This is a genomic window from Schaalia odontolytica, from assembly GCF_031191545.1.
Taxonomy (GTDB): Bacteria; Actinomycetota; Actinomycetes; order Actinomycetales; family Actinomycetaceae; genus Pauljensenia; species Pauljensenia odontolytica.
In genome coordinates, this window is sequence record NZ_CP133472.1 from 1,145,957 (window position 1) to 1,161,359 (window position 15,403).

General features: G+C 64.6%; 13 protein-coding genes. 11 read left to right on the top strand and 2 right to left on the bottom strand.

Features of this window, described 5'->3' with window-relative positions; translation table 11 throughout:
- The first annotated feature begins 2 nt into the window (after positions 1-2).
- The 8 genes from rnpA to RDV55_RS04945 all read left to right on the top strand — a co-directional run bounded on the left by rnpA (position 3) and on the right by RDV55_RS04945 (position 6,765).
- Entirely contained in the window at positions 3-356 is a 354-nt protein-coding gene (rnpA, locus tag RDV55_RS04910) for a ribonuclease P protein component (protein WP_111823271.1), read from the top strand.
- Positions 353-697, top strand: coding sequence for a membrane protein insertion efficiency factor YidD (yidD, locus tag RDV55_RS04915; protein WP_111823272.1), 345 nt, complete (start codon positions 353-355; stop codon positions 695-697). The genes rnpA and yidD overlap by 4 nt, the downstream gene beginning before the upstream one ends.
- Positions 698-769: 72 nt before the next feature.
- Positions 770-2,113 carry a membrane protein insertase YidC gene (yidC, locus tag RDV55_RS04920; RefSeq protein ID WP_111823273.1) on the top strand — a complete coding sequence of 448 codons (1,344 nt, stop codon included), beginning with the start codon at positions 770-772 and terminating at the stop codon, positions 2,111-2,113.
- Positions 2,114-2,196: 83 nt separating this feature from the next.
- A complete protein-coding gene (locus RDV55_RS04925) occupies positions 2,197-2,700 on the top strand; it encodes a Jag family protein (RefSeq protein ID WP_111823274.1) in 504 nt (167 codons plus the stop codon).
- Positions 2,693-3,376, top strand: coding sequence for a 16S rRNA (guanine(527)-N(7))-methyltransferase RsmG (gene rsmG, locus RDV55_RS04930; RefSeq protein ID WP_111823275.1), 684 nt, complete (start codon positions 2,693-2,695; stop codon positions 3,374-3,376). The genes RDV55_RS04925 and rsmG overlap by 8 nt, the downstream gene beginning before the upstream one ends.
- A 286-nt stretch (positions 3,377-3,662) precedes the next feature.
- Positions 3,663-4,544 (top strand): ParA family protein, encoded by an 882-nt coding sequence (locus RDV55_RS04935; RefSeq protein WP_111823276.1) that lies wholly within the window; start codon positions 3,663-3,665, stop codon positions 4,542-4,544.
- Positions 4,545-4,714: 170 nt separating this feature from the next.
- Positions 4,715-5,989, top strand: a complete 1,275-nt coding sequence (locus tag RDV55_RS04940) for a ParB/RepB/Spo0J family partition protein (protein ID WP_111823277.1) — start codon at positions 4,715-4,717, stop codon at positions 5,987-5,989.
- 146 nt (positions 5,990-6,135) lie between these two features.
- On the top strand, positions 6,136-6,765 hold the full coding sequence (locus RDV55_RS04945; protein WP_111823278.1) for an HAD family hydrolase: 630 nt from the start codon (positions 6,136-6,138) through the stop codon (positions 6,763-6,765).
- Positions 6,766-6,999: 234 nt separating this feature from the next.
- Here RDV55_RS04945 and RDV55_RS04950 read toward each other — a convergent pair whose 3' ends face one another.
- On the bottom strand, positions 7,000-8,028 hold the full coding sequence (locus RDV55_RS04950) for a D-alanine--D-alanine ligase family protein (RefSeq protein ID WP_111823279.1): 1,029 nt from the start codon (positions 8,026-8,028) through the stop codon (positions 7,000-7,002).
- A gap of 23 nt (positions 8,029-8,051) precedes the next feature.
- Positions 8,052-9,380 carry an aminotransferase-like domain-containing protein gene (locus tag RDV55_RS04955; protein WP_111823280.1) on the bottom strand — a complete coding sequence of 443 codons (1,329 nt, stop codon included), beginning with the start codon at positions 9,378-9,380 and terminating at the stop codon, positions 8,052-8,054.
- 590 nt (positions 9,381-9,970) lie between these two features.
- Here RDV55_RS04955 and RDV55_RS04960 point away from each other — a divergent pair.
- The 3 genes from RDV55_RS04960 to RDV55_RS04970 all read left to right on the top strand — a co-directional run bounded on the left by RDV55_RS04960 (position 9,971) and on the right by RDV55_RS04970 (position 15,207).
- Complete coding sequence (locus RDV55_RS04960; RefSeq protein WP_245907651.1) at positions 9,971-10,642, top strand: NYN domain-containing protein; 672 nt, start codon at positions 9,971-9,973, stop codon at positions 10,640-10,642.
- A gap of 876 nt (positions 10,643-11,518) precedes the next feature.
- A complete protein-coding gene (locus tag RDV55_RS04965) occupies positions 11,519-13,522 on the top strand; it encodes a TIGR03773 family transporter-associated surface protein (protein WP_111823283.1) in 2,004 nt (667 codons plus the stop codon).
- Between the two features lie 71 nt (positions 13,523-13,593).
- Entirely contained in the window at positions 13,594-15,207 is a 1,614-nt protein-coding gene (locus RDV55_RS04970) for an anchored repeat ABC transporter, substrate-binding protein (protein WP_111823284.1), read from the top strand.
- Positions 15,208-15,403: the final 196 nt, after the last annotated feature.

The window sequence follows — 15,403 nt, forward strand, 5'->3', positions numbered from 1 at the left end:
CGGTGCTGCCGCGCGCGCACCGCATGGTTGACCCAGCGGATTTCACCGCCGCGATCCGACAAGGAGCGCGAGCAGGAGATCCGCTGGTCGTCGTCCACGTCCGAGCCGACGAGGAACGAGACAGTCGCCTCGTCGGTTTCGTCGTACCCAAGCGGGAAATCAAGCGCGCCAACGGACGCAACCGCGTCAAGCGGCAGCTGCGCCACCTCATGCGTGAGAGAGTCGCCGACCTACCCGAAGGATCCCGGATCGTCGTGCGTGCCTCATCCAAGGCACTCGGCGTTCCTTCCAAGGTACTCGGCGACCACCTCGACCGTGTGATGGCACGAGCGTGGCGCAAGTGGGACGCACGATGAGCATCGCGGGCCGCGCCCTCAGTGCACTCGTGTCCGTACCCATCGTCGCCTACCAGCGCTACATCTCCCCGGCCCTCGGCCCCCGGTGTCGATATGCCCCCAGCTGCTCGACCTACGCACTCCAAGCCCTCCGCGTCCACGGCCCCATCAAGGGACTCATCCTCGCAACCTGGCGGTTGCTGCGATGCAACCCGTGGAGCCACGGGGGAGTGGACCACGTACCAGAGCGTGGACGCTGGAAGCCCGACCCATGGATTCCTCCCGAAGATTGGGCTGGACACGACAACTGGGAACGTCCCGCCCCGATGGGACTCGACCCGGAGCACGATCCGACCGAGTAACCGGCCACGGCCTCGGACAATCAAGGAACAACGAAACAGCGGCGCATCCGCGCCACGGCGAAAGCGAAAACTATGTTCGACGCAATCCTCCACCCCTTCGCGTGGGCCATCTCGTGGCTGTGGGTGTGGATCCACGATCTCCTCGTGCTGCTCGGAATGTCCTCCGGCTCCGGCATGGCGTGGGTCCTGTCCATCGTGTTGCTCACCATCCTGGTGCGCATCGCCATCATCCCGCTGTTCCTCAAGCAGATTCGCTCTTCGCGCGCGATGCAGGCCATCCAGCCTGAAATGCGTAAGATCCAGGAGAAGTACAAGGGCAAGAAGGACCAGGTCAGCCGTCAGAAGATGATGGAAGAGACCCAGGCCCTCCAGCGCAAGCACAAGGTCTCGCCCTTCGCCTCCTGCCTGCCGATGCTCGTGCAGATGCCCGTGCTTTTCGGCATGTACCGCGCGATCATCGCGGTCTCCTCCATTTCGGACGGCACCTACACCTACCGTGGCGAGGCCACCGACCACCTCGGCCCCCTCACCGAGTCCGTCTCCACAGAGATCGTCAACTCGACCGTCTTCGGCGTGCCCCTCTCCCACACGCTGCGCGAATCGTGGGGCCAGCCCGCGATCGTCTCCGTCTTCGTTGCCGCGATCATCCTCATGGTGGTCCTGCAGTTCGTATCCATGCGCATGTCGTTCTCGCGCAACATGCCCGACATGGGCGACAACCCGATGGCCCAGTCGCAGCGCTCGATGATGTACGTGATGCCGCTGATGTTCATCTTCTCCGGTGCCTTCTTCCAGATGGGCGTCGTCATCTACACCGTGACCGCCTCCTTCTGGGCTCTCGCCCAGTCCTTCTGGACCATCAAGGTCATGCCGACCCCCGGCTCTCCGGCCTACGTCGACCTCCTCGCTTCCCGCGAGGCCGCTTACCAGGAATGGGCCAAGCCCTTCTTCCAGAGCTACGACCGTGAGCGCGCCGGCCTCGGCTCCGCCGGGTCCGATCCGCGCGTCGACGAGCTCAACGAGCGTACCCTCGCCGAGCTGCGCTCCAAGGCCAAGAAACAGCACGTCGCCTCCGACTTTCCCGCTGAGATGAGCACCGGCGAGATCGTTACGGTCTACCGCAACCTGGCTACCCACAAGTGGACGACCCTGCCCGACGAGCAGTGGATGCACGGCCTCACCCTCGCCGTCGAGAAGCGCCTGGCCAAGCAGGAAGCCTCCGCCCAGCGCGCCGAGCTCCAGAAGCAGGTCCGCGATCGGCGTTCCCTTGAGCGTGAGTCCGCCAAGGCCTCATCCAAGGATGCGTCCGAGGCCGTAGAGTCCGCCTCCGGCCACGGCTCTCTCAGCGCCGACGAGATTGAGCGCCGTCGTGTTGAGCGCCGCAAGGCGCGCCGCCGCTCCGGCAACAAGCGCTGAACACCACAGATTCACGGTTCCAGGCACCCAGCCGGTAACCTGGACACCAGCAAGACCCCATTCCCCACCACGGAGGACACGTCATGAGTGACGACAACGCAGACAAGCTGACCCGCCTCGAAGAAGAAGGCGAGCTCGCCGCCGACTACCTGGAGGAGCTGCTTGACATCGCCGACCTCGACGGCGACATCGAGATCGACGTTGAAAACGGCCGCGCATCGGTCGAGATCGTCGCCGATGACCCCGATGCCCTCGATCGCCTCGTGGGCGACGACGGAGAGGTCCTGGATGCCCTTCAGGAGCTCACCCGCCTCGCCGTCCAGACCGAGACCGGAGAGCGCTCGCGTCTCATGCTTGACATCGCCGGCTTCCGCGCCGAGCGCAAGGAAGAGCTGCAGGACATCACGCGCGAGGCCATCGCCCGCGTGCGCGCCACCGGCGAGGCCGTCAAGCTCGAGGCCATGAATCCCTTCGAGCGCAAGGTGTGCCATGATGTCGTCGCCGACGAGGGCCTCACCTCCGAGTCCGAGGGTGCCGAGCCGCACCGCCGCGTCGTGATCCTCCCCGAGGACGTCGACGGTGAGTGAGAAGCCGAACGGTACGGGAAGGGGTCGCCAGGTGGGCGACCCCTTCGTCCCAGAAGAGCCCACTGCGCCCGTCCGCGAGTTTTTCGGCCCGGCCTTCGCCGAGGTCGCCGAGTTCGCGCGCATGCTGGAGGAGGAAGGCGAGCTCCGAGGCCTGCTCGGGCCGCGCGACATGGAACGCATCTGGTCACGCCACATCGTCAACTCTGCCGCCGTCTTGGACTTCATGCCGCGCAAGGAGGGCCGCCAGGTCCTCGATGTCGGCTCTGGCTCCGGCCTGCCAGGCATCGTGATCGCCGCGTGCCGCCCCGAGCTCGACGTACACCTCGCTGAGCCCATGGCGCGCCGCGTCGAGTGGCTCATGGACGTCGTCGAGGACCTTGGCCTCGATAACGTGACCATTCATCAGGCACGCGCCGAGGAGCTTCGCGGCAAGGGTAAGGCCGACGTCGTCACCGCCCGTGCTGTCGCGAACATGAGCAAGCTGGTGCGTATGACCTCTAAGCTCATAGCGCCCGGTGGTTCGCTCGTGGCCCTCAAGGGTCGCCGCGCGCCCATCGAGGTGGACGAGGCCTCGGCCGAGCTGCGTCGTCACCACCTGCGTGCCGACATCCATGAGGTGCCCTCCATCATGGAGGAGGAGTCCACCTACGTGGTCGTCTGCACGCGGATCAAGTAACGGCCTCCCCATCGGGGCGAAGGAGCGTCGTGGCGGTTGTTGCGACGCTCCTGTCACATAGTGACTGGGATCACATCTTTACGATGTTCCGTCAGATCGTTTCTCTCGCTTGACACTTTGTCGCCCGTCCGCCTTTCGCTGGGAGAATCGATCCTACAGAAGAGATTTTTCGTGCGTGTTCGGCGTGTCGACTCGATTGTGTGCGGCTGGATGCATCACGGGCCTTTCGTGCTGGAAGTGAGTGCGTCGCACCGTAAACTAGGGGCAGGATTTAGGAAGGTGTCACGTGAGTACCAACAACACCCCTCTCTCGACCCAGATCGAGCGGAATCTGCGCGACCTCGCGATGCTTGAGCACGCGACGTTTCCGCGGCCCGCGCACACGCGCATTATTGCCGTCGCGAATCAGAAGGGTGGTGTCGGTAAGACGACCTCGGCCGTGAATCTCGCGGCGGGACTCGCGACGGGCGGCCTGTCGGTGCTCGTTGTCGACGCCGACGCTCAGGGAAACGCGTCCAGCGCGTTGGGTGTCCCCCACCCGGCCGGCACCCCCTCCACCTACGACGTGATTATCGGCGGTGCCAGTATCGGAGACGTTGTGCAGCCGTGCGCTGATATTGACGGCATTATGGTCTGCCCGGCCACGATTGACCTTTCTGGTGCGGAGATCGAACTCGTCGACGTTGAACGACGGGAGTATCGTCTCCGCGAGGCTCTGCGCGAGTATGTCGCAGAGCATGCAGACATTGACATCGTCCTTATCGACTGCCCGCCGTCTCTTGGCCTGGTGACGCTCAACGTCATGGTGGCTGCCGACGAGGTTATGATCCCGATTCAGGCCGAGTACTACGCACTCGAGGGTCTGAGCCAGCTGTGGAACACCGTCGAGCGGATCGGAGTCGACCTCAATCCCGGCCTGCGTGTCTCGGGCATGTTGCTGACAATGGCAGACAAGCGCACCAAGCTTTCCGAGGAGGTTGAGGGCGAGGTTCGCTCCCACTTCCCTGAACATACTTTTGAGACCGTTATTCCGCGTTCCGTGCGCATTTCCGAGGCTCCCAGCTACGGCCAGACGGTCGTCACATACGATCCTCGCAATGTTGGCGCGATCGCGTACCGGAAGGCGGCTCTTGAGCTGTGTCAGCGCCTTTCTGCCGGCGGTGAGTGATTGTTTCACGTGAAACATTTGGTGCGTTGTCTGTGTTTATGCTGATCGGAACGCATTAGTCATCGGATTTGGTCATCGGTGCAGCAAAGTGACGAACGACGCTCACTAGCTGATCTCACGGAATTGTTTCACGTGAAACAATGAACCGACGCAATTGAAGGAGTATTGCAATGGCGGATACATCATCGAAGTCTGAGGGTCGCAAGAGCGCTCGCAAGCATTCTGGTCTTGGCCGTGGTCTTGGTGCTCTCATTCCTCAGGCAGGTGAGCAGTCGTCGCAGGCATCGCCTTCCAGCCCCTCTCGTCCGCTCGACGTCTTCTTCCCCGAAGGTAGCTCCGCTGGCAGTAGGGGAGGTTCCGCAAAGGATCTACTCCAGCCGAAGCGTGCCGCTTCCTCGTCGAAGAAGAAGCGTCCGACCATGCCCTCTGTCGACGCCGCTGGCGGACGTCGCGGTTCAAGTTCTCGTAACGGTCTCGGTGGTGGAATCAATGGATCCGATTCCCGCAAGGGCGGGGCGCGTGTGCCCGTAGCCCCCGAGAAAGCTCCCGCTGGGGATAGTGTTTCACGTGAAACATCTGTCGACCACGAGCTTCTTCCGGTTCCCGGCGCATCCTTCGCCGAAGTTGCGATCGATCAGATCGTTCCCAACACGAAGCAGCCTCGCGAGGTCTTCGACGAGGACGATCTGAAGGAGTTGTCGGCCTCCATCAAGGAGGTTGGTGTTCTCCAGCCCGTCGTCGTTCGTACCATTCCCACTCAGGGGCGTTCCAAGAAGCTCGAGGAATTCCTCGGGGATAAGCCCGAGGCGCGTTACGAACTGATCATGGGTGAGCGCCGCCTGCGTGCTTCTCAGCTCGCCGGCGAAACCACGATTCCAGCAATCATCAGGGAGACCGAGGACGGGGATCTGCTCCGCGACGCTCTCTTGGAGAATCTACACCGGGCCCAGCTCAACCCGTTGGAGGAAGCGAGTGCGTATCAGCAGCTCATGGCTGATTTCGGTGCGACGCAGGAAGAGCTCGCCAAGCGAATCGCCCGATCGCGCCCGCAGATTGCTAATACCCTGCGCCTGCTCAAGCTCCCGCCGTCCGTCCAGAAGAAGGTAGCTGCACAGGTCATCACCGCGGGACATGCACGCGCCCTGCTGTCTTTGTCAACGCCGGAGGAGATGGAGCGACTGGCCGAGCGTATCGTGGCCGAAGGTCTGTCGGTGCGTACCACCGAAGAGATTGTGCGTCTCGGCAAGGCCAAGGCGGCGACGCCTCGGCCGCGTGCCCGCCAGCAGCGTCCCCTGTCGACGCTGGGTGAGAGCGTTGTGTCGGCTCTTTCCGATGCGTACGATACGCGCGTAACAATCACGGAGGGACGCAAAAAGGGTCGAATCGTCATCGAGTTCGCGGGATCCGACGACCTTCAGCGAATTGCAGACCTTATTCTCCGATAATCGACGTCCGTCATTGTTTTCGCAGATCAAGCGCAGTATGTTTCCTACGCGACACTTCCTGGCCTAATCTTCGAATGAACTAACGCTTAAACTACATCTAAAGGGTCCGCCGTCGGACCCTCGCAGTACTAGAAGGAGCGAAAGGCATGAACGCCCAAGGCAGTTCGCGCACCGTGCTTTTCGATGTCGGTGGCGTCCTCGTCGATACCCACCCGGACCCACAAGCGATCGCTGAGCTGTTCGGCGATGGCTCTCGCGGGCTCACAACGCTCGTTGACCAGGCCATGTGGACGCATCGCGGGGACTATGACGCAGGCCTACCCGATCGTGACTTTTGGGATAGGATCGCAGGGGATTGCGGTCATCCCGAGCCTTCGAGCGCACTCCTGAAACAACTCGTGGCCCTCGATACCTCGCGGATGGATACCGCAAACGAGGCGACTCTGGCTCTCGTGCGCCGCCTTCGCCATCAGGGCGTGCGGGTCGGTATTCTATCGAACACTCCGTACCCGGTGGCCAAGGCCATTCGTCATTCCAAGTGGGGGAGTCTGTTTGACTTCTTTGCTTTCTCGTGCCACTACGGTGTCTGCAAGCCCTCGCGCGGCATCTATCGTGACGTCCTCGTGCGTCTCAACGTGCCCCATGAGAACGTTATTTTCATCGATGACCGTCGCGAGAATGTTCGCGCAGCCGAGTTGCTCGGCGTGCAGGGCATCGTCTGGAAGGGTGTCGAGGACGCCGAAACGCGTTTGAAAGAGCTCGGAGTGCTTCTCTGAGATGCTCTGTGTCGGCGAAACTGTCTGACGCTCGGAATCGCGACAACGACACAGAGCCGTACAGAGAACGATATCTCTCGCCGATGTCGTGTCTCTGTCGCATCGCGCGTACAACGAGTCACGGGCGAACGTCGTCAGTCGAAGCATGCACACACAAGATGGACATTGTTTCACGTGAAACATGCGGGCCCGGGAGGACGATCCTCCCGGGCCCGCAGTGCGTTGAATGAGGGATTACTCCTCGCTTGCCTCGGCATCCTCGTCAATGATGACGGCACCGCCATCCTCGTCGATGATGTAGTCGACGCTGTGGACGTCGCGGCCGCCAGCCACGAAGTCGACGATATCGGCACACAGCCGGGCGAAAGAAGAATCCTCGAGAGCGTCGGCGGCCTGGGGGAGGAGCGAGGTGTCCGTCATGCCGGGCGCGACGTTCGCGTCGATGAACCAGCAGGTACCCTCGTCGTCGACGACGAAGTCCATCCGGGACAGGTCGCGCAGGCCAAGCGTCGTGTGGGCCTCGACGGCCGCAGCCTGCAGGTCCGCGAGAAGCTCGTCGGAGAGGCGTGCGGGAACGAAGTACTCGGTCTCGTCCGTCGTGTAGCGGGCGTCGTAGTCGTAGCGGCCGCCGTCCGTCGATACCTCTACCGGGGGAAGAGCCACAGGGCCGTCCCACAGATCGACGACGGAGACGGCCACATCGCGGCCGTCAATGCGCTGCTCGACCATCAGACGCTGCCCGTAGGCAAAAGCATCGACCATGGCGCGACGCAGGGCCTTGGGATCCTGAGCGGTCGAAATACCGAGCGCGGAGCCGCCGTCCGTCGGCTTGATGACGACGGGAAAAGACACCGAACCCTCGAGAGCAGACAGCACGTGAGAGGCTCCCAGCTGCCGGAAAATCGCCTGCGGAAGGGTCACCCAGCCGGGCGTCGTAAGGCCCGCAGAGCCCAGCAGAGCCTTGGCAGTGGGCTTGTTTGAGGCGAGCATGGCCTGCACCGATGACGAGCCTACGAAGGGGATTCCCAGTGACTCCAGGAAGGACTGCAGGGAGCCGTCCTCGCCAATCGAGCCGTGGACGAGCGGCCACACAACATCCGGCGCAAATGTCGCAATCGCCTCAGGGAGGGAGGCGTCAACGTCGGAAATGAGGACCTCGTAGCCGAACTGCGCCAAAATGTTAGCGACCCGCCGACCCGAGCGAACAGAAACGTCGCGCTCGTGCGTCAGTCCGCCGGCGATGATCAGAACTTTGGTAGCCATGGGGGTTTCTCCTCAGGTAAGTGTTAACGATCCGAGCCGGCCCCGGCCTCGTTGCCAGAGGCCGTACCGAACATGTCGACTATTTCCTTCTCCGTATTGACGACCGTCGAGAGGCGGCGAACGCCCTCGCGGATCTCCTCGGGAGTGGGGTAGCAGAAGGACAGGCGCAGGTGGTTCGATCCGGTGCCGTCGTAGAAGAATGCCGTGCCCGACACGTAGGCCACCTGGGCGCGCACGGCGCGCGGCAGCATGGCCTTCGCGTCGAGGCCTTCGGGTAGCGTCACCCACGTGTAGAAGCCGCCGTCGGGGACCGTCCACGAGCACGACGGCATGTATTCCTCGAGCGAGGTCAGCATCGCGCGGCAGCGCTCCGCGTACATCGAACGGAAGGACTTGACCTGGCCGTACCAGTCGTAGTTGCTCAGGTAGTCGGCGATCGCCATCTGGCCGACCATCGACGGGCACAGGATCGCGGACTCGAGGGCCAGCACGAGCTTCGCGCGTATCGCGTGGGGTGCGTAGGCCCAGCCGATGCGGAAGCCGGGGGCGAACATCTTCGAGAAGGAGCCGAGGTAGACGACGCCCTCAGGGCTGTACGAGGCAATGGCCGGCAGGGGATCGCTGTGGAAGCCGAGCAGCCCGTAGGGGTTGTCCTCGACGATCAGGACGTGCTCGCGCAGGCAGATCTCAGCGATGATGGGGCGACGCTCCGCGGAGAGCGTGACACCGGCGGGGTTGTGGTAGTTCGGGATGATGTAGATGAACTTGATCGTGCGGCCAGACGCACGCACGTCACGGATGGTCTCCACCAGGGCCTCGGGGATGATGCCGTGCTCGTCCATGGCAACGTGCACGACGTCGGCCTGGCGTGCATGGAACACGCCCAGCGCGCCCACGTAGGAGGGGGCCTCGGCAAGGATGACGTCGCCCGGGTTCACGAAGAGCTCCGTGACGAGGTCGAGGGCCTGCTGGCTGCCCGTCGTGACCACCACGTCGTCCGGGTCGGCGCCGACGATGCCGTCGTATGTCATCACCTCGGTGATGCGTTCACGCAGGACCTCCCATCCCTGGCCGCTGCCGTATTGCATGGCCTGCGCGCCGTGGTTGCGAATCAGCTTTTCTGCGGAGGCGGCCAGCCTATCGAGAGGGAGGTCCTTCAGGTTGGGCATGCCGCCTGCGAGAGACACGACCTCGGGGCGCGACACAACGGAGAAGAGAGCTCGGATCTCAGATGCGCGCAAGTTATGAGCGCGGTCCGCGTAGACGTCGTACCAGGGGTCAAGACGGTTTCCCTGCGCGGGCGTGCGCCCGGACGAGGCCGGGTTGTCGCCGTTGGTCGAAGGCTGAGTCAAGGCATGCCATCCTTTGCATGAAGTTACGTATAGCCGTATAGGTCAAGTGTGCCACTTTCCCGGCCGTACGGGGTAACGGGGCCGGTGGTTGGGCGGATGTTTCACGTGAAACAATGTCTGTGGTGTCGCTGGTGTTCCGTGCGCCGGTTGCCCCGCCTCCGGGCCACTGTGTGTGCCGGTGGGCGGCGGCCCGCCCGCGAGCCGTCCGCGCCGCGAGCTCCGCTCGGCGCGTCGCCTCGAAGCCCGGCCAGGCCCCGCCACCGCCCACCGGCACCGCGGCCAGGCCGCGCGTGTAGGGCTGCCGTTTCCTCCGGGTACTCAGGCCCCGAACAGTGGTGATAAGACAGCTCTTCTTGACTCCGCGTCCGTCCAGGGATACGAGGTATTGAATCAGAGCCCGAATCCGTCGATAGGGGTCAGAGTTCCGAATGGTGTTGTCAACCGTGTTATCCCTTCACACCGCAGGCAAAATGATGACATAGACATATGCCGTGCGAAGTGCTAAGATTTCGGTAGCAAAGCCAGCCGTTGACCCTCCGCTGATATGGAGAAGCCGATGACTGGCTTTTTATCTATTGAGGAGCGGCAACGTGGCTAGTTTTTCCGAACGTACAGCGATCCTTGTCGATGGTGGGTTCTACCGCATTCAGGCAAAGAAGCTGTTTGGTGACAAGACCCCCGAGGAGCGTGCAGATGAGCTGTTTTCTTACTGCATACGCCACCTCAACAAGGGAAGTGCTGAAGAGGCAAGCCTCTACCGGATCTTCTACTACGACTGCCCGCCATCAACGAAAGTGGTTTTCAATCCCATCGCGAAACGCCAGGTGAACCTTGCCCAGAGTGATCAGCATCGATGGATGACCGCATTCTTCGAAGCATTGATGAAGAAGCGCAAGGTTGCCTTGCGAAGAGGCGAAGAGCTATCAAGCGCCGGTGAATATACGCTGCGGCCCGGAGTGCTGAAGGATCTGTGTGCGGGTAGAAGGACTGTTGAGAGCTTGACCGACCGCGACATTCGACTCAACATCACGCAGAAGGGAGTCGATATGCGTATTGGTCTCGATATTGCTTCGTTGGCCGAACGTGATCTCGTCACGCAGATCATCCTCATCTCTGGTGACTCTGACTTCGTACCTGCCGCAAAGTATGCGCGCAGACGTGGCATAGATTTCGTACTTGATCCGATGTGGCGCAAGGTATCCACAAGCCTGAATGAGCATGTTGACGGTATCAAGTCGAGCGCAAGGCGCCCCTCGAAATAAGCATACGAACATCCTCCTTCTTGGATTAGATACGTTTCGGGTTGCTGTCTCAAGCGCGGTCGCGACGGTATGCAAAAAGTCCGCAGCCCTTGCGGGTCTGCGGACTTGCCTTACTCCGGACGAGCCGGGAGTGCTCAGTGGCGGTCGGCCTTGCGCGAGCGCTTGGCGTCGGCGAGCTCGTTGAGCTGATCGATGTGGGCCTGGGCAACCATGACGTCGATGGTAGAGAACATGAGTGGACTCCTTGTGGGATTGTATTGAGTGTTCATTCCCTGCTTGACGAGGCCGAGGATGACCCGGCGGGTCTCGTACGTGGAGTGTGCCAACGCGGGTGGCGTCGGCGCGACCCTGCGTTTCAAACAAGAAAAGCGCCGGACTAGCTTGGCAGCTTCGTCAGGCGCTTGATGGTTATAGCCTATCCCTCTCAAAAGTCCCAATCAACCGTTCGGACAGTAAGATGCGTCGCACCAAGAACCAAGTAATTGCAAAGAAAAGTTGCTGCGGACACACGCTGTGAACGAGTGTGCGCCTACCGTCACAATTAGCTCGCACAGTCAGTGCTCTTCGGGTGAGGACGCGCAAAGGTCAATCAGGATCATGCGGATTAGTGCGAGGCCCTCAAGCGCGGGTGCGTCGTTCGAGCGGATCCCGGATCTTGGGTGGGGAGCGGGTGTCATCGGAGCGGGTGGGGAGGACGTGCGCCGGGAGTGGACCTATGAGAGCGGGGAGGCGTGCGGGTCATCCGGGGTAGCGGCATTACCAGGGTGTGAGAGGTAAGTTTCGGGCGCTAGAACTTTGCGCGATCGTCAGAATGGGCATAGAATGATAACGATTCTCATTCATATTCACGTGCGACGCACCTAGAGGACACCCTCCATGAACCCCACGAAGCACAGGAACCCGGGCCGCGCAGCTGCCCGGGCTTTCGCCGCAATGGCCCTTGCAGCCGCCTCCTTCCTTGCCCCTGCAGCCGCTCAGGCCGCCGACGAGGCCACAACCGGCCCCGATGCCGCAACCGACGCGACGGCCTCAGACACGAGCGCCGCAGACACGGGCGCCACCACCGCCGAAGCCGACGCCTCGACTGAGGAGGGCGCCCCGGCCTCGTCCGCGGACCTGAGCGCCTGCTACGCCATGCGCACCGCCCCCGCAGGCACCACCGCCACCCTGGACCGCGGCCACGCCGACATCTTCGACCTGACCTCCGACGCAGCCGGGACCCTCACCCTGCGTATCAAGGAGGACGCCACCGGGTCCGGCGTCATGCGCGAACCCGAGCAGACCCTCCTCGCCGTCAAGGGCTCCACGCTCACACAGATCCCCGCATCCGTCAGCCAGGCGACCGGTGCGCCCGCCGCCGCCTACCTCCTCGGCCAGGCCGGCGACAACCAGGCCAGCGTCCTGTGGCCCGGGTGGGACACCCTGGGCGTGGCCGCCGGCGGTTACGACGCGGCGCGCTTTCACGTGAGCTACACGGGCCCGGCCGACGGCCGCATCTACGCCTTCACCTCCAGCTTCACCGAGGGCACCAAGGCGGTCACCGCCGACGGTAGCTTCGACCTCGCCCCCGAAGGCGACGACATCGACCAGCCCTACGCAGCCCACAAGCACGTCAACTGGCTCTTCACGCGCGCCGGCCGCTACACGCTGACCGTCCAGGCCAGCGCATGGACCCCCGGCAACACCGGCGCCGCCAACGCCGTCGCGCCCGCCCGCACGTACACGATCGACGTCGCCGACGAGGCCTCGTGCATCGCCCAGTACGCGCAGGGCCCCTCCAACGACCAGGCGCAGCCCGCTCCCGCCCCCGGCGTGAACCCCGGCTCCGTGAACTCCACGAACAATCAGGCCGCACAAGACCAGTCCGGCAACGCGGCCCCCGGCGCGACTGGCGGCCCCGCGGCCCCCGCGACCAACACGGGCGCGACCGGCACCACGGGCGGCGCGAACCCAGCCCCCGCCTCGGGACCGCGCACCACGAGCGGGACCAACGCCGGTGAGCGCTGCGTCGCCACCCGCATCACCCGCGAGGCCACCGAAGCCGAGGCCGCCACCCTCGCCTCCAACAGCGCCCCAGCCAACACCGCGCGCACCACGCTGACCGTGAGCGTCGGGGACGGTGCCTCCGGCAACGCGACCGACGGCCACTTCGACCTGGGACCCGCCATCGAAAACGGCACCCTCGTCGCCCGCGTCAAGGACGACCGCACGCAGCCCGCCCAGTGGGTCGACCCCTCGTCCCTGACCTTCGCCCTCGGTGACGCCGCGCGCATCACCGCGCCCGCCGACCTCGGCTTCGTCGCCACGCCCGGCTCGAGCGTCTGGCTGATCCCCTCCACCCAGATCGCGGGTGTGCCCTGGCTGGGACTGAACTCCCAGCGCGAAGAAATCGTTAGTGGCACCACGGGCCCCGTCCAATTCACCCTCGACGCCGTCGAAGGCCCCGGACGCGTCGCCGTCTTCAATGCGGGCTCTCTCGGCTCCGGCGTCGGCGAGCACGTCTTCGACGGCCCCGGCAGCGCCTACACGCTCGGCGCCAATACGCACGCCCACCAGAACTGGGTGTTCACCGCCCCCGGCACCTACACCCTCACCATCACCATGCGCGTCACCCCCAACGGCGAGGCGCTCGCGGGCAGCGGCTTCGGTGGCGGCGGCGACCTCACCGCGACGGGCGCGACCGGCCCCAACGGGCGACCCATGGTCTCCCAGGTCGTCGGCCGCACCGCCTCGGGCAAGGACTGCGACCTCTCCCTGGCCACCACCGGCGCCGACACCATCCCCCTGACTGTCGTCTCCCTGACGTGGGCGCTCACGGGCGCGGCCTGCGTGTGGGTGGGCGCGATCGGACGCCGCCGCAACCTGCGCAAAGCGCTGTGACCCCTCATTTACGAGGCCGACTCTCCTTCATCCCCCGCCTCCCCTTCCGTGGGTGGCGGGGGAGTGGGCGTATGCTCGCTGCCTCGACGTTAGCGCTCACGGCGACCCTGGCCGGGTGCGCGCCCGCGCCCGACCCCGCTACCGACGGCGAACTGCGCGTCGTCGCCACGACCGGCATCCTCGCCGATCTCGTGCGTAACGTCGCCGGAGACCGCGTCCACGTCACGCAGATGGTGCCCGACGGGGCCGACCCGCACTCGTGGGAGCCCTCCCTGCGCACAGTGCGCGACGTGGCCTACGCGGACCTCGCCTTCTCCAACTACCTCATGCTCGAGGAACACGCCCTCATCCGGGCCCTCGACTCCAACCTGCCCGCAGGCTCACGCTCCGTGTCCGTCGCCGAGGAGGCCGCCAAAAACGGCGCGACCATCCTCCCCCTCGTCGAAGACCGTGCGCTCGATACCCCGTGGCTCGGCATGCGCGTGTGGGGCGACGGCACCGACATGGGGGCCACCCGCGCCTCGCAGATTGACCTGACGACCACCGGCGTCGACGGGCCTGGGCAGGCCGCCGCGTACCTCACCACGTCCTTCGGGCAGCCTGAGATCGCCTTCGCGTCCTCCGACGGCTTCAACGCCGCCACCGGATACGACACCGACACCGCGCAGCTGCCCGCCGACGCCCACCAGCACATGAGCTGGGCGTTCACCCAACCCGGCATCTACCGCGTCCACTTCCGCGCCCACCTGCGCACCACCCCCGGTGCCACCCCCGCACCCGTCGGGGAAGGCACCGCCGTCTTCGCCGTCGGCACCCCGCCCGAGGACATCGCCGCCGCCGAAGGCCGACGCATCCTGCGCGCCGGCCACGCCGACATCACCGTCAACCTCACCACCAAGCGCGTCGAACTCGCCTCCGACGCGGGCGCGCTTTCCGGGGACGAGGCCTCGGCCCCCTGCGTGGGCGCCGGAACCACGGGCGCGGCCGTCGCCTCCACCATGGAGTGCACCGACCTCGACCAGGTCGTCATCGAAGTGCCCACCCGCGCGCTCACGACGATCCCCGGTGAGTCCTCGTTCCGTTTCATCGGCGAGGCGGGGGACAGCGTGTATATGCTGCCCCAGGCCGTCCTCGGCAAGCACGTCCACGGTGACATCGACCCCCACCTGTGGCACGACGTCCACAACGCCCAGGCGTACGTGCGCGTCATCCGCGACTCGTTGATCTCCGTCGACCCCGACGGCGAGGCCACCTACCGGGCCAACGCAGCCGCCTACCTGACGCGCCTCGACGAGCTCGACGCCACCGTGGCCTCGACCATCGCGTCTATCCCCGAAGAGCGACGCAAACTCGTCACCACCAACGACGCCTACGCCTACCTGGCGAACGCCTACGGGCTCACCGTCGCCGGATTCGTCGCGCCCAACCCCAGCGTCGAACCCTCCATCGCCGACCGGATCAAACTCCAGGCCACCCTGGCCGACTCCTCGATCCCCGCGGTGTTCCTCGAACCCAACCTGGCGCGCACCCGCTCCACCCTACGCACCGCCGCCACCGACGCGGGCGTGGAGATCTGCCCCCTGTACGGTGACACCCTTGACGACCAAGCACCCACCTACATCGACATGATGCAACACAACGCCCGCTCACTGGCACGCTGCCTGGGCGGCAAGGAGATGCCATGACACACCACGTTTCTCACTCTGCTGCCGGCCGCCGCGGGGCCTGCCAGCCCGCTTCGTTGTGGTCCCGGGGGCGGCGGCCCGCCCGCGAGATCGCCACACGCGAGCTTCGCTCGGAGTGGTCGATCTCGAAGCCCGGCCAGGCCCTGCCGCCGCCCCCGGGACCGAGCGGGCTGGCATCACCTGTTGAGGCACGCCC

Coding starts and splice junctions, on each gene's coding strand:
- yidC (WP_111823273.1), top strand. CDS start 770: ATGTTCGACGCAATCCTCCACCCCTTCGCGTGGGCCATCTCGTGGCTG.
- RDV55_RS04925 (WP_111823274.1), top strand. CDS start 2,197: ATGAGTGACGACAACGCAGACAAGCTGACCCGCCTCGAAGAAGAAGGC.
- yidD (WP_111823272.1), top strand. CDS start 353: ATGAGCATCGCGGGCCGCGCCCTCAGTGCACTCGTGTCCGTACCCATC.
- RDV55_RS04940 (WP_111823277.1), top strand. CDS start 4,715: ATGGCGGATACATCATCGAAGTCTGAGGGTCGCAAGAGCGCTCGCAAG.
- RDV55_RS04965 (WP_111823283.1), top strand. CDS start 11,519: ATGAACCCCACGAAGCACAGGAACCCGGGCCGCGCAGCTGCCCGGGCT.
- RDV55_RS04970 (WP_111823284.1), top strand. CDS start 13,594: ATGCTCGCTGCCTCGACGTTAGCGCTCACGGCGACCCTGGCCGGGTGC.
- RDV55_RS04950 (WP_111823279.1), bottom strand. CDS start 8,028: ATGGCTACCAAAGTTCTGATCATCGCCGGCGGACTGACGCACGAGCGC.
- RDV55_RS04945 (WP_111823278.1), top strand. CDS start 6,136: ATGAACGCCCAAGGCAGTTCGCGCACCGTGCTTTTCGATGTCGGTGGC.